This window comes from Roseovarius marisflavi, from assembly GCF_900142625.1.
In the GTDB taxonomy this organism is placed as follows: Bacteria; Pseudomonadota; Alphaproteobacteria; order Rhodobacterales; family Rhodobacteraceae; genus Roseovarius; species Roseovarius marisflavi.
Genome location: NZ_FRBN01000032.1, coordinates 1 through 14,053, shown reverse-complemented (window position 1 = coordinate 14,053; position 14,053 = coordinate 1). Strand labels below are relative to the sequence as shown.

13 protein-coding genes, 2 tRNA genes and 1 pseudogene are annotated in these 14,053 nt (G+C 62.1%); 5 read left to right on the top strand and 11 right to left on the bottom strand.

What is annotated here, in order from left to right:
• Positions 1-3: 3 nt before the first annotated feature.
• The 5 genes from BUB78_RS17755 to BUB78_RS17735 form a co-directional block, all read right to left on the bottom strand.
• Positions 4-561, bottom strand: a complete 558-nt coding sequence (locus BUB78_RS17755) for an HK97 family phage prohead protease (protein ID WP_073200427.1) — start codon at positions 559-561, stop codon at positions 4-6.
• Positions 562-608: 47 nt separating this feature from the next.
• Complete coding sequence (locus BUB78_RS17750) at positions 609-848, bottom strand: GTA head formation protein, RCAP_rcc01685 family (protein WP_073200425.1); 240 nt, start codon at positions 846-848, stop codon at positions 609-611.
• Positions 841-2,034, bottom strand: a complete 1,194-nt coding sequence (locus tag BUB78_RS17745; RefSeq protein ID WP_073200423.1) for a phage portal protein — start codon at positions 2,032-2,034, stop codon at positions 841-843. Before BUB78_RS17745 ends, BUB78_RS17750 begins: the two co-directional genes overlap by 8 nt.
• A gap of 268 nt (positions 2,035-2,302) precedes the next feature.
• Positions 2,303-3,673: a terminase large subunit domain-containing protein gene (locus tag BUB78_RS17740; protein ID WP_084732941.1), complete on the bottom strand. Its 1,371-nt coding sequence runs from the start codon at positions 3,671-3,673 to the stop codon at positions 2,303-2,305.
• Positions 3,573-4,037, bottom strand: coding sequence for a hypothetical protein (locus BUB78_RS17735; RefSeq protein WP_245813570.1), 465 nt, complete (start codon positions 4,035-4,037; stop codon positions 3,573-3,575). The genes BUB78_RS17740 and BUB78_RS17735 overlap by 101 nt, the downstream gene beginning before the upstream one ends.
• A 280-nt stretch (positions 4,038-4,317) precedes the next feature.
• On the opposite strand from BUB78_RS17735, the gene BUB78_RS17730 reads away from it, so the two are divergent.
• Both BUB78_RS17730 and BUB78_RS17725 read left to right on the top strand, forming a co-directional pair.
• A complete protein-coding gene (locus BUB78_RS17730) occupies positions 4,318-5,295 on the top strand; it encodes a sodium-dependent bicarbonate transport family permease (protein WP_073200419.1) in 978 nt (325 codons plus the stop codon).
• A gap of 4 nt (positions 5,296-5,299) precedes the next feature.
• Entirely contained in the window at positions 5,300-5,611 is a 312-nt protein-coding gene (locus BUB78_RS17725) for a P-II family nitrogen regulator (RefSeq protein WP_073200417.1), read from the top strand.
• Between the two features lie 3 nt (positions 5,612-5,614).
• Here BUB78_RS17725 and ispG read toward each other — a convergent pair whose 3' ends face one another.
• The 3 genes from ispG to hemA form a co-directional block, all read right to left on the bottom strand.
• Entirely contained in the window at positions 5,615-6,745 is a 1,131-nt protein-coding gene (gene ispG, locus BUB78_RS17720; protein ID WP_073200416.1) for a flavodoxin-dependent (E)-4-hydroxy-3-methylbut-2-enyl-diphosphate synthase, read from the bottom strand.
• 104 nt (positions 6,746-6,849) lie between these two features.
• Positions 6,850-8,094, bottom strand: a complete 1,245-nt coding sequence (locus BUB78_RS17715; RefSeq protein ID WP_073200415.1) for a helix-turn-helix domain-containing protein — start codon at positions 8,092-8,094, stop codon at positions 6,850-6,852.
• Positions 8,095-8,209: 115 nt separating this feature from the next.
• Positions 8,210-9,439 carry a 5-aminolevulinate synthase gene (gene hemA, locus BUB78_RS17710; RefSeq protein WP_073200414.1) on the bottom strand — a complete coding sequence of 410 codons (1,230 nt, stop codon included), beginning with the start codon at positions 9,437-9,439 and terminating at the stop codon, positions 8,210-8,212.
• A gap of 236 nt (positions 9,440-9,675) precedes the next feature.
• Between hemA and BUB78_RS17705 the strand changes: the two genes are divergently transcribed.
• Positions 9,676-11,064, top strand: a complete 1,389-nt coding sequence (locus tag BUB78_RS17705) for a M20/M25/M40 family metallo-hydrolase (protein WP_073200413.1) — start codon at positions 9,676-9,678, stop codon at positions 11,062-11,064.
• Between the two features lie 34 nt (positions 11,065-11,098).
• On the top strand, positions 11,099-11,986 hold the full coding sequence (locus BUB78_RS17700; protein ID WP_073200412.1) for an alpha/beta fold hydrolase: 888 nt from the start codon (positions 11,099-11,101) through the stop codon (positions 11,984-11,986).
• A gap of 63 nt (positions 11,987-12,049) precedes the next feature.
• Here BUB78_RS17700 and BUB78_RS17695 read toward each other — a convergent pair.
• From BUB78_RS17695 to BUB78_RS17685, 3 genes are all read right to left on the bottom strand, one after another.
• A tRNA-Asp gene (locus BUB78_RS17695) sits at positions 12,050-12,126 on the bottom strand.
• 32 nt (positions 12,127-12,158) lie between these two features.
• A tRNA-Asp gene (locus BUB78_RS17690) sits at positions 12,159-12,235 on the bottom strand.
• A 116-nt stretch (positions 12,236-12,351) separates the two neighbouring features.
• Positions 12,352-13,509, bottom strand: coding sequence for a mandelate racemase/muconate lactonizing enzyme family protein (locus BUB78_RS17685; protein WP_073200449.1), 1,158 nt, complete (start codon positions 13,507-13,509; stop codon positions 12,352-12,354).
• Between the two features lie 154 nt (positions 13,510-13,663).
• On the opposite strand from BUB78_RS17685, the pseudogene BUB78_RS17680 reads away from it, so the two are divergent.
• Positions 13,664-13,960: pseudogene (locus tag BUB78_RS17680) on the top strand (GFA family protein); the annotation flags it as partial.
• Positions 13,961-14,053 lie beyond the last annotated feature (93 nt).

Sequence of the window (14,053 nt, the reverse complement as noted above, 5' to 3'; positions counted from 1 at the left end):
GCGTTACATTTGCGCCATCTCCCGGCGGGCGTCCTCAAAGGCCGCCGCCAACTCGCGCAGGGTGTCGTCCGCCAGGCCATCGCCCTTGGCCGCAACCCGCGCACTGGGCAGCATCGGGAAGGTCACAAGCGACACCTCCCAAAGCTCCAGTTCCGTCAAGAGCCGACGGCCCTTGTCATTCTTGCTGGCGCGCAGCGTGCGATAGCCGATGCTCAGCCCGTCAATCGCCCCCGCCGCAATAAGCGCCGCGGCCTCACGGGCCCGTCCCACGCTTTCCAACAGGCGACCCTTTACAAAAAGGCCCCGCGCATCCTCGCGCACCTCGTCCCAGACGCCGATCGGCTGGCTCGGGTCGTGCTGCCAGAGCATCTTGACCTTGCGCCCCTCGGCCACAAGCCGCGTCAGCGATTTGGCATAGGCCCCCGCCTCCACGATATCGCCGCCTTGGTCCGTCGCGCCAAACAGACTCGCATAGCCCTCGATCGCACAGCCATCGGTCACGCTAAGCGCGTCATCATCAAAGCGCGCAAATTTGCGCTCAAGTCCCGTTTCCATATCCATTCGCCTCATCCTTTCGCCCAAGGCAGGGGTACCCCCACCGAACCCGTTCATGGCAGCGCGGCCAAAAGCGGCTGAAATGCCTGCGCCAAGATCGCCGCCACCACGCCATAGACCGCCAGCCACAACCGCCGCTCCAACCTCTCAAGCGCGGCTTCCATCCGCATCAGCCGCTCACTCAGCGCGCGAGTCTGCAATTCGGCCACCCTCTCATGTGCCTCAAGCCGCAGTGCCGGGGCACAATCAAATGCCTCGAACCCATAGCGCTGGGGCGGGTGCTGCTCAGCCATCCAGATCCTCCTCGGTCAATGCCGGAAGCCCCAGCAAGTCGCGCTTTTCGTCATCACTCAGAAACTCGGCCTTCGCCACCCGGCTCCAGAGCGTATCGCGCTCCGCCGCAAGGGCGGGCACCTGGTCAAGGTCGGGGCGCAACTCAAGCTTCTCGCCGCTGAACCCCGCAAGCCAGGTCGCCACCGACGCCGCCACCCGCGTGGCCAGCGGCAAGACCGTCAGGCGGTAAAACGCCCGATTGGCCTCCTGATAGTTCGAGAACGTCGCATCGCCGGGAATCCCAAGCAGCATCGGCGGCACCCCAAAGGCCAGGGCAATCTCACGCGCCGCACTTTCCTTGGTCTTCTGAAATTCCATATCCGAGGGGCTGAACCCCATCGGCTTCCAATCAAGCCCGCCTTCCAAAAGCATCGGTCGCCCGGCATTGCGCGCGCCCTGATGGTGGGTCTCCATCTCACTCACCAACCGCTCATACTGATCGTTGGTCAGACTGCCCTGCCCCTCGGCCCCGCGATAGACAATCGCACCACTGGGGCGTGCGGCATTGTCGAGCAACGCCTTCGACCACCGGCTTGCGGAATTGTGCACATCCACCGCCTGCGCCGCTGCCTGCAAGGGCGACAACCCATAGTGATCGTCCTGCGGGTGAAAGCTCTTGACGTGGCAGACAACTGGATTGCCCTCGCTCACATCAAACCGGTGTTTGCGCCCCGAAACCGCATATTCATAGGCAATCGGCCAGCCATCGGCACCGGGCACCACACTCATCCGGTCAGAGCGCAACACATGCAACTCAAGCGGCACACCGATCCCGGCGCCAACCGCCTCGACATAGGCGTTGCCGGTCAAAAGCAACTGACCATAAAGCGCCTCAAAAAGCTCAGCCCGCCCCTGCGCCGGATTGGGCGCCTTGACCAGATCCAACAGCGGATGCTCCGAAAAGCGGCGCTCGCAATCCTGCAACACCAAAGGCAGCGCCGCCGCCGCCTCCGCGATCATCTTGACACAGCGAAAGCCAACCGGATTGCCAGCAAAGCCGGTGCGCGTCAGGGTCACCGTATCACGCGGGCTCCAGGCCACACGTCCCGAGCCATGCCAGGCCATGACCCGACCTGTGGCACTGGCCTTTTGCTCGGGCGCCACTGCCGGTTCCGCACTGCCCTGCCGGAAGAAGTCCAATATCATCTCGCGTTCTCCTTGGTCCTGCACCCATTGGGCTCATTGCCCGCTTGTCGCCATCAGACGCTCATAGGTTTAAGAAAAGTGAACCACACCGTGCGCCGTCTCTTAGGGGCCCGCCGCAGTTGTCAAATCGTCATCTGAATGCTGATTTTCCCCTATGAAACATAGGTTAAGCGACCCTGACCGCGACATAGCACACGCCACAAAAAAGCGCGGCAGCTCGTAAGCCGCCGCGCCGTCTCTGATTTCCCCGTCGCACAAGAACGCGCCGTCACACCGCCCGCACACTCGGGTTGCGCCATTTGGCGGAGGGCTCCAGAATGAGATCGCTGATCGCCCAGACAAGCGCGTCCACCCGGTCCGGGCTGCCCTTGCCTTCATACCCGCGTGCCGTCATCGCGCACATCTGGTCTTCAAGCTCGCTCAGCCCGCGCAGATGAAAGATCCGTCCCTGCTCGTAGAGCGCCGCCACCGGCTCTGCGCGGGCAACCTTGCCCCGGCTGGCATGCACCTTGCGAAACGGCACCAGCGGATCAACCTGCCGGATCACCTGCTCAACCATATCGCCGCCCTGGTTGACCTCGGCCACAAGCCGCTCTGCCCCCCATTGCTCCATCGCGCGAATGGCCGCATTGGCCCACCGCGTCGGACTGGCGGCACTGATGCTGCAATCGGCAAGCACATAGGCCCGCCAATCTTGCACAGGCCCGCTGGTCACGGCCCCAACCACGACGATGCCGCATTCATCCGACCCGCTATGCCCGGTCACCGGCGGATCAACCGCCACCACAACCCGGTCCATCTCGGGCACCCGGTCAATCCGCGCCGCCTCAAGCATTCCATGGGTCCAAAGCGCATCCTCGGCCTCATCGACCAGGATACCGTCAAGCTCTTGGCGCCCAAGCCTTGTCCCGGCATAGCGCGCCCGCACCTCCTCAAGAAAGCTCTCGGCCAGAAAGGCGCGGTTGGCCTCGGTCGGCGCACTTGTCACAACCGTACTCGGCGCCGCCAACAGCTCCTTCAAAACGCCCACATTGCGCGGCGTGGTGGTGACACAGACCCTCGGATCATCCCCCAACCGCATCCCGAACTGAAGCATATCCCAGGTCTCGCGCGCTTTCTTCCACTTGGCCAGCTCATCGACCCAGGCCCCGTCAAACTGCGGCCCGCGCAAGCCCTCGGGGTCATGCGCCGAAAACACCTGCGCCGTAGCGCCGTTCGGCCAGATAAGCCGCTTGCGCGTCGCCTGCCATTCGGGGCGCCGATCGGGCGGCGAACAGGCCATGATGCCGCTTTCGCCAAACACCATCACCTCGCGCACCTGATCAATCGTCTCGCCGACAAGCGCCAGACGCTGACATCGGCCCTTGTCCAGGGGTCGCGCGCCCTCGACCTGCGCGCGCACCCATTCGGCCCCGGCGCGGGTCTTGCCCGCCCCGCGCCCGCCCATGATCACCCAGGTGCGCCAATCGCCCTCGGGCGCAAGCTGATGATCCAGCGCCCAGAACTCGAACAGATAAGGCAGCGCCATAAGCTCGCCATCACTCAGCGCATCGAGGAATTCGTCCTGGGCATCTTGCCCTTCTGAGACGATCCAACCGGCACCCGATCTGAGCCCGTGCGTCGTCGAAATCGAGGGCATAATCGTTGACGATGCCCCGGTCTTGCTTTTTGCGTTTTTCAAGTTGCGCCTCCGCTTCTATCGCGATCTTGAGCCATTGGCGGATTTCACCAGTGGCCTTGGTTGCATTTTTAAGTTCATCCAGGTCCCCAGCCCTGATCTTGAGATACAGATCCTCCAGTTCCTCGCGCATATCCGCCAATTGACGTTCAAGCGCATTGATCGAAGTCGTAAGGCCCGTGGGCCCCTCTTCGGGGGTAATCAAAACCATGCGTGCTCTTGCCTCATGTGATTGCCATGCTGTCAGCGTCCCCTCCGCCCATGCGACACAAAAAAACGGCCACCGGGGTAACCCCCGGGGCCGCTTGCCCATCTCGTCCAGCATGTCACAACGTATACGTGAAACCGTTCGCAAAGTCAAGCTCGACGCGCCGTCAGGTTCCGATCAACCGACCGTTATCATTACACTTTCTTAACATTCCGCAGAGCGTGTGCACCATAGTCGGCACATCTGAAATCCATTCACCGTTCCCGAAATACTCCCGCCGGAGGCACCTAAACTGCGACACATTGAGCAGACTGATAGATTTATTGCTCCAAGGGGCTGTGGCGCTCCGATACGCGCCCTATATGCCGTGCAATTCACTTCGGGGACAAAAACGCTCATGTATGAAAGCCTCAGCCTAGCCGCCGACAACCTTTTATCCCCGATCGTCTTGTCCTTCGCCCTGGGCCTCGCCGCCGCCCTCGCGCGCTCTGATCTCTCCATCCCCGAGGCCGCGGCCAAAGCCCTCTCGATCTACCTCCTCTTCGCCATCGGCTTCAAAGGCGGGGTCAGTGTTTCGGACCACGGCGTCGACATTCATCTCGGCGCGGCGCTCCTTACGGGCATCGCCCTTTCGGCGATGCTACCGCTCCTTGCCTTCGCCCTGTTGCGAATGATGTCGGGGATGGACCGGCTCAACGCCGCTGCCGTGGCCGGTCACTACGGCTCGATCTCGATCGTAACCTTTGTCGCCGCCACATCCGTGCTCGAAAGCCAGGGCATCGCCGCCGAAGGCTATATGGTCGCCGTTGCCGCCGCGATGGAGGCCCCGGCGATCCTCTCGGCGCTCTGGCTTATCTCGCGCGGCGAAGGCTCGGGGCGGATGGATGCGACCCTCTGGCGTGAAATTCTTCTCAACGGCTCGATTGTCCTCTTGGTCGGGGCTTTCTTCATCGGCTGGATCACCGGCCCCGAAGGTCTCGCCGAAATCAGCAGCTTCATCGTCTCGCCCTTCAAAGGCGTGCTCTGCCTGTTCCTGCTCGACATGGGGCTGGTGGCCGGGCGCGGCCTGCGTCAGGGGCGCGGAACGCTTGGGCTTGGCGCGGTCGGTTTTGGCCTGCTGATGCCCGTTGTCGGCTCTCTGGTCGGGCTTACTGCGGCGCTTCTGATCGGCCTCTCAACCGGGGGCGTGATGCTGATGATGGTGCTCGCGGCCTCGGCAAGCTATATCGCCGTGCCCGCCGCCATGCGTGTCGCCCTGCCCGAGGCGAACCCGTCTATTTACCTCACGCTCTCGCTTGGCGTGACCTTCCCCTTCAACCTGACCCTTGGCCTGCCGCTCTACCTTGCGCTGGCCCAGATCGCGACCGGAGGCTGAACAAATGCAGACCCACAAAGCCAAACGAGTGGAAATCACCATCGAGAGCGTGATGCAATCGCGCCTGACGGATGCTCTTCGCGATGCAGGCGTCACCGGCTATACCATCCTGCCGGTCTTGGGCGGCTCGGGCCGCTCCGGCGAATGGTCCCGCTCGGGCCAGGTCAGCCGCGCAGGCGGCATGGTACAGGTCACTTGCATCATTCGCCCTGACCGGCTTGATGCGCTGCTGGATGCTGCCTTTCAGGTGGTCGAACGCCACATCGGCGTGGTCTGCGTCATCGATTGCGACGTGCTGCGCGCCGAGCGGTTCTAGCCCCTACTCGGCCGCGTCCTGCGCTGCGGTTTCCGCCTCAATCTCGGCGGCGCGCTTTTCGACCTGCTCGACGATATGCTCGACCATCTGTTCGTTATCCATGCGGTGGCTTTGCTTGCCCGCCAGATAGACCATGCCATTGCCCGCACCGCCGCCGGTAAAGCCGACATCGGTCATCAAGGCCTCGCCGGGGCCGTTCACCACACAGCCGATAATGCTAAGGCTCATCGGCGTCTTGATATGCTCAAGGCGCTGCTCAAGCGCCTCGACCGTCTTGATCACGTCAAACCCCTGCCGCGCACAACTTGGACAGCTGATGATGTTCACACCGCGATGCCTGAGGCCAAGCGATTTCAGAATTTCAAAGCCGACCTTGACCTCTTCCACCGGATCGGCCGACAGGCTGACGCGGATCGTGTCGCCAATGCCCATCCACAACAGATTGCCCAAACCAATCGCCGATTTGATCGTCCCGCTGGTCAGGCCCCCGGCCTCGGTGATGCCAAGGTGGATCGGCGCGTCGGTCGCCTCGGCCAATTGCTGATAGGCAGCTGCGGCCATGAATACATCCGAGGCTTTGACGCTGATCTTGAATTCATGAAAATCGTTATCCTGCAAAATGCGGATATGCTCCAACCCGCTCTCGACCATCGCATCGGGGCATGGCTCGCCGTATTTATCCAGAAGATGCTTTTCAAGACTGCCCGCATTGACCCCGATCCGCATCGAACAGCCATGATCGCGCGCGGCGGCGATCACCTCGCGCACGCGCTCTTCGCTGCCGATATTGCCGGGATTGATCCGCAAACAGGCGGCCCCCGCCTCGGCGGCCTCGATCCCGCGTTTATAGTGGAAATGAATGTCGGCCACGATCGGCACCGGGCTTTCGGCCACGATCTCCTTCAGCGCCTTTGAGCTGGCCTCATCGGGCACAGAGACCCGCACGATATCGGCCCCGGCATCCGCCGCCGCCTGAATCTGTGCCACGGTGCCCGCCACATCGGTGGTCAGCGTGTTGGTCATGGTCTGCACCGAAATCGGCGCATCGCCCCCAACGGGCACATTGCCCACCATGATCTGTCTGCTTTTTCGGCGGTAGATATTGCGCCATGGGCGGATATGGTTCAGCGACATCGCGAAAGCCCCGTCAAATCATGTGAAATCCTGCCCCATGACTATCGCGAGACGCACCAATTCGCAATCGGTCCGCGCATCGACAACACTCATGGGAAAACGCGTTAGTCCTGCGCCGCAAGCGCGGGGCTGGCCGGGGCCAACTGCAATTCGGCGACATAGCGCATCAGATCCTGATCCGCGTTGATATCGGCCACTGCATAGCGCCCCTGAAGCTCTGACGGTGTCAGCGCCAAACCAGAGATCACAGAGCCACGCGGACCGGCGGGGCCGTAATGCTCGCCGTTGACCGCGAAATAAACCGCGCCCGATTCGCCCACCCGCAGGGTCGGCGGCTCTTGCGTGGCGGGCACATCATAGCTCTCGCCGGCGTTTAGAATGCCTTCATAGATCACGCTACCGTCCGCCGCGCGCACCCTGACCCAAGCCGCCCGCACTGCCACAAGGCGCACGTCGGGCATATCATCGGCAACGACTTGTGGCTGCTTCTGGGTGACACCGCTCACCTCATCAAGCTGCGCCACGGCAAAGCCGCTGTCGCGATCCGCACTCGGCGTGCCGGGGCTCATCGTGCCCACTTCGGCCGGATTCAGCGTCGAAATAGGCGCATCGCGCGCCACCATCACCGGCACATCAAGCGCCTTGGGGCGATAAAGACGGCTCAGCCGATCATCGCGCGGCGGCTGGAACACGCCAGAGGCATCCTCCGTCGCGGTCGCAGATGGATCACTGGCCGACCCGGCGCTTGTCAGCGGATCGAGATCCGCCAGCACGATGGGCGTATTTTCAACCGGCGCCAGCTGAACCTGCTGCACCTGGTTGAGCACACTCCAACCGCCATACCCAATCGCCCCGATCAGCGCCACAAGCACAAAGGCAGAGCCAATTGCGCCCGGCTCGATACGCGATAGAAAGCTGTCGGAGGCGGGCAAAAACGGCGCGTTTGGAGAAATCAGCGGATCAGACGTCCTCGCCGTGAACCGCACCGCAGAGGTGCCTTTCTTGCGGATCGACGAGGCCTCGGCTGACATGCCATGAGCTATTGAAAAGCCGGATTCAACGCAAAATGTCTTGAATGCGTGATCCGGGTCCATGCCAAGATAGCGCGCATAAGAGCGCACATAACCGGGGATAAATCCGGGCGTATCAAAAGCTGTGGGATCGGCATTTTCAATCGCGGCCACATAGGTGGCCTTGATCCGAAGCTCGCGTTCTACATCAAGAAGGGACTTGCCAAGCGTTGCGCGCTCGCCTCGCATGAGGTCGCCAAGGCGCAACTCGAATGCGTCAAAGCCACGGGCTTCGACATCCTCAACCTCGGCCTTGCGTGTAAACCGCCGCCCAATCATGCGATCACTGCCTCTTTGGTTACTAATGCGTTTTCCCGAACGTCCCGATTCGAGCTTTGCACTTTTCTTTACGCAACCTTAACACAGAGCAAGTGCTATTGCACGTATTCCGGCATCAACCAGCCATCTCGGCGCGATTCAGCGCACAATGGCTCCACAGTTCGTCCATCGCATTTACCAGCGCATCCATCTCATCGGGGCCATGCACCGGCGAGGGTGTAAAGCGCAACCGCTCGGTGCCGCGCGGCACGGTCGGAAAGTTGATCGGCTGCACATACATGCCATAGCCTTCAAGCAACATATCGCTGAGTTTCTTGGTATGCACAGGGTCACCCACGATCACCGGCACGATATGCGAGCCGTGATCGACAATCGGCAAACCCAATCCCTTGAGGCGAGCCTTGAGGATTTTCGACTGTGTCTGATGCTGCTCACGCAGCTTATTGCCCTCGGAGGTCTTGAGAAACGCGACCGAGGCCGTGGCCCCCGCCGCCAGAGTCGGGGCCAGCGAGGTCGAAAAGATGAAACCGGGCGCGTAGCTGCGCACCGCGTCACACATCTTGGCCGAGGCCGCGATATAACCGCCCATCACGCCATAGGCCTTGGCCAGCGTGCCGTTGATGATGTCCAGACGATGCATCAGCCGGTCACGCTCGCAGATGCCCGCGCCACGCGGGCCGTACATGCCCACGGCATGCACTTCGTCGATATAGGTCAGCGCGCCGAATTCATCGGCCAGATCGCAGATCGCCTCGATCGGCCCGAAATCGCCATCCATCGAATAGATGCTTTCAAAAGCAATCAGCTTGGGCGCCTCGGGGTCGTCAGCGGCCAGCAGTTCGCGCAGATGCTCCACGTCATTGTGACGGAAAATCCGCTTGGCCCCGCCATTGCGGCGCACACCCTCGATCATGCTGGCATGGTTGAGGGCATCCGAATAGATGATCAGACCCGGAAAAAGCTTGGGCAGCGTGCTGAGCGTGGCGTCATTGGCGATATAGGCGCTGGTGAACAAAAGCGCCGCTTCCTTGCCATGCAGGTCGGCCAGTTCGGCCTCAAGCCGCTTGTGATAAACCGTCGTGCCCGAGATATTGCGCGTGCCACCCGACCCGGCGCCGGTGGCATCAAGTGCCTCGTGCATCGCCTCAAGAACGACCGGATGCTGGCCCATGCCAAGATAGTCGTTGCCACACCACACGGTGATCGGCTGATCGCTGCCATCGGGCTTGCGCCAGATCGCGTGGGGGAAATTGCCGTTGCGGCGCTCAATATCAATAAAGGTGCGATAGCGCCCTTCCTGATGCAGGCGTTCGATTGCGTCGTCCAGCTTGGCCGAATAATCCACTGGCAGTCCCTTCCCTCACCGATGCCGCAGCCCGCCTTTTGCAAAGCGCCCTGCGGGCCGTAGCAGCGTCGCACGCTACTTATTCAATAATACGAATGGATATATAATCCACCCGCTTCTGGCAACAGGCTACAAAATGCCGCCCCCCCGCTCCTTGATTTCGGTCAAGTCGCTGGACAGCACCGCAGGGCCTGTTACCCTCGCCTAAAAGCATAATTCAGCATCAAAGGCCAGCCATGTCCCTTTCCGCCGTTCTCGCCCGCATTGACGACCAGCTGCCGACCGCCACCGAGCGGCTGATGGGGCTTTTGCGCATTCCCTCGATCTCAACCGATCCGGCCTATCGCGATGCCTGCCAGGACGCTGCCGACTGGCTTGTGGCCGACCTGAAAAGCCTTGGTGTAAAGGCGCAAAAGCGCCCCACGCCCGGTCACCCGATGGTCGTGGGCCATATCGACGGGCCGAGCGATGGCGCCGGGCCCCACCTGCTGTTTTACGGTCACTATGATGTACAACCCGTTGACCCGCTGGATCTGTGGAACACCGACCCGTTTGACCCGCAACTTCAGGACAGCGATCACGGCAAGGTGATCCGCGCGCGCGGCGCATCCGACGACAAGGGCCAGCTGATGACTTTTGTCGAGGCTTGCCGCGCATACAAGGACGTGACCGGCGCTTTGCCCTGCAAGATCACGTTTTTCTTTGAGGGCGAGGAAGAATCTGGCTCGCCCTCGCTGATTCCCTTCATGCGCGAAAACGCCGACGAACTTTCGGCCGATATCGCCCTGATCTGCGATACCTCTATGGTCGCGCCCGGCGTGCCCTCGATTGCCTCGCAACTGCGCGGCATGCTCAAGGATGAGTTCACCATCACCGGCCCCCGCATCGACCTGCATTCGGGGCACTACGGCGGCCCCGGCCTGAACCCCCTGCGCGAAATCAGCCGGTTGATCACAAGCTTTCACGACGACACCGGCCGTGTCGCGGTAGAGGGCTTTTATGAGGGCGTCCACGAGGTGCCCGACGACCTTCTGCGGCAATGGGAAACCTGCGGCTTTGACGAGCATGCCTATCTGACCTCGGTCGGCTATACCCAACCGCATGGCGAAAAGGCCTATCCCACCCTTGTGCAGCAATGGGCCCGCCCGACGCTTGAAATCAACGGCCTCTGGGGCGGCTATCAGGGCGCGGGCAGCAAAACCGTGATCCCGTCCAAGGCCCATTGCAAGCTGACCTGCCGCCTCGTCGGCGACATGGACCCGGACGCCCTGCGGGCCAAAATTCGTAAACATGTCGAGGACCGCCTGTCGCCTGATGTCAAAATCGCCTGGGATCAGGATCTAGAAGGCTCGCCCGCCGCAGTGATGAACATCGACCGCCCCGAGTTTGAAAAGGCCCGCGCGGCGCTTTCGGATGAATGGGCGCGTGAAGCGGTCTTTACCGGCATGGGCGGCTCGATCCCGATTGCGGGGTATTTCAAGGAAATCCTCGGGCTTGACGCCATGCTTATCGGATTTGCACAGGAAGATGACGCAATCCACTCGCCAAACGAGAAATACAACCTCTCAAGCTTTCACAAAGGCATACGAAGCTGGGCGCGCGTGCTTGACGCCTTGGCGGGATGAGCGTGGGTTTCACCCACCCTACAGGTGATCACAGATGACAGTTCCGGGCTTCACCGACCACAGATCCGCCCCCAACGGCGTCGAGATCGCGTTTTCGCAAGGCGGCTCCGGCCCGGCGCTGCTGTTGCTGCATGGCTTTCCCCAGACCCGCGCCATGTGGACGGATATCGCGCCAGAGCTTGCCAAGACCCACCGCGTCATTTGCCCCGACCTGCGCGGCTATGGCCAATCGGGCAAACCGCAGGACGTGGCCGCCTATGCCTTTCGCGAGATGGCCCGCGACATGACGGCGCTGATGTCGGAGCTGGGCCACCCGACATTTGACCTTGTCGGCCACGACCGTGGCGCGCGTGTCGCGCATCGCCTGGCGCTCGATGCTCCTGACCGCCTGCGCAGCGTCACCCTGATGGATATTATCCCCACCCACACCTTGCTCGCCGATCTGCGCGCCGATGTGGCACAGGCCTATTACCATTGGTTCTTTCTCGCCCAGCCAGAGCCCTTCCCGGACACCATGATCGGCCATGACCCCGACGCCTTTTATCACGCCTGCCTGTTGGGCTGGGGCGGCGCAAAGCTTACTGATTTCGACGCTTCCCTGCTCGATCACTACCGCCTTGCATGGCGCGACCCCGACACGATTCGCGGCATGTGCAACGACTACCGCGCCGCTCTCTCGCATGACTTCGCCGATGACACTGCAGACCTTGGCGCGCGCATCGCCTGCCCGACCCTAATTCTCTACGGCGCGGATGGCGCAATGGCGCGGGCCTATGACGTGCCTGCCACATGGGTCCCGAAATGCACGCGAATGCAAAGCGCCACCATCCCCGGCGGGCACTTCTTTCCCGACACGGCACCGGATGCCACGCTCAGCGACCTCACGGCCTTTCTGCAAGCCCAGACTTTCATCTTTCCATAAATACTCAAATCCAGACCCTGCGTCGCACGCAGCGCTGGAACGGCTTGAAAAACAAAGGAGAAATGGCGCGGTTGACGGGACTCGAACCCGCGACCCCCGGCGTGACAGGCCGGTACTCTAACCAACTGAGCTACAACCGCGCATCTCGCGTCTCAGGGATCATGGGCAGCGGTGGCGCGGTTGACGGGACTCGAACCCGCGACCCCCGGCGTGACAGGCCGGTACTCTAACCAACTGAGCTACAACCGCTCACTGCTCGCCCGATCCCTCAGGCGTGTTGCGCTTCTTACGGCGGGCCTGCGCCCCCGTCAAGCGCCCGCAACAGGAAAATTCAACTTTCCCGGCAAGTTCCCATTTGCCCTTCGTCAATGACACTCGGCGCTTGCCGTTCGGTAACGCCCAAGCCCCTCTGGAAGCGCCTCGATCCCAAGCCCCGGAGCATCGCTCGCGTGCCATTCTCCACTCCCAAGCGCTCCGCCCATCCCCCCAAAGGCACTGCGCAGCGGGTTGGGGTTCACGTCCACCTCAAGCATGCCATCGCCACCAACCGCCGCCAGCACCGCCCCCGAGGCCGCAAGCCCGATCCCGCCGCCCAGAAAATGCGGACAATAGCGCCGCCCCTGCGCCAAGGCGCGCTTTGCAACCGCAAAACAGCCGCTGATCCCGCCCCATTTCACCACATCGGGCTGAATCACCTGCAAGGCCCCGGCCGTCAATGCCGCCTCAAAGGCCGCCTGACCCACGATATTTTCACCGCCCGCCAGCGGCATATCCGCCGCGCGCGCAAGCGTCGCCCAATCCTCGGCGTCTGCAAATACCGGCAAGGGCTCTTCCAGCCAGCCGAGCCCTGCCCCGGCGACCTCCTGCACAAATGCCCGCGCCTGCGGCAAGTCCCAGGCCTGATTGGCATCCGCACACAGCACCATGCCACTCGGTAAGGACGCCGCCAAAGCCAATAGCTTTTGCGCATCGCCCGCACCGAACCCAACCTTGACCTTGAACGCGCCAAACCCGGCCTCCTGCGCGGCGGGGATCAACCTGTCCGCCGCATCAATCGCGATCCCGCTGGCATAGGTCGCCACCACGCCCGGCGCGCCCTTGCGCAGCATCTCACGCAAGGGCCACCCGGCGCGCCGCGCCACCAGATCCCAAAGCGCGATATCAAGCCCCGCGATCACCTGATCAAACGGGCCGGGCTCGCCACATTGCACCGCCCGAATGCGGGTCTGGGCGCTCAGTCGATGAAACAGCGCCTCGGGCTCTGCGGCCCTCTGGCCAAGCACCAACCCCGCGATATCGCGCTCGATCAGGGCCACGCGATGCTCGGCGCCAGCCGCAGGCCAATTGGCAAACACTTCTCCCCAGCCAAAACAGCCATCGCGATCCTCAATACGCACAAACACCGCCGGGCGGTCGCGCATCACCCCGAAAGAGGTGGCCACCGGCGCCTCTATCGGCACCCGATAGGCATAGGCGTCGATCCGGGTGATTGGCGCGGCGCATCCGTCGCTCAGATTGATCATGGAGATCCCCAACTGCATGGCTCAGGGCCACAAACCTGCAATGTCAGAACTCACAACGCAAGCTATGATCGCAGGCAGGCACAGCCCCAAAACGATGGACCCGCAACGGCATAAATCGTAGCCTTTGGCGGACCGGATTTGGCGGAGATGTTTCATGGACCAATTTTCGGGCGGTTGCACCTGTGGCGGTGTTCGCTTCAAGGCATCAGGGCGCCCCGACCGGGTTGGCCTGTGTCACTGCCTTGATTGCCGCAAGCACCATGGCGCGCTGTTTTATGCCGCGGCCGCCTTCGCAGAGGCTGCCGTGCAAATTGAGGGCACGCCCAAAGAGTACGCAGGGCGGTTTTTCTGCCCCCGCTGCGGATCATCAGTTTTCGTCCGGAGCGGGGATGAAATCGAAGTCCATCTGGGGTCGCTTGATGCCCCTGATCAACTGATCCCAACCTATGAAAGCTGATGGGGTGGATGGCTCCTGCTCCAATCGGCGTCGCAATGCGCCATACTGCAGATGTCCATATCTGCGTATAGGAGGAGCCACCCAATG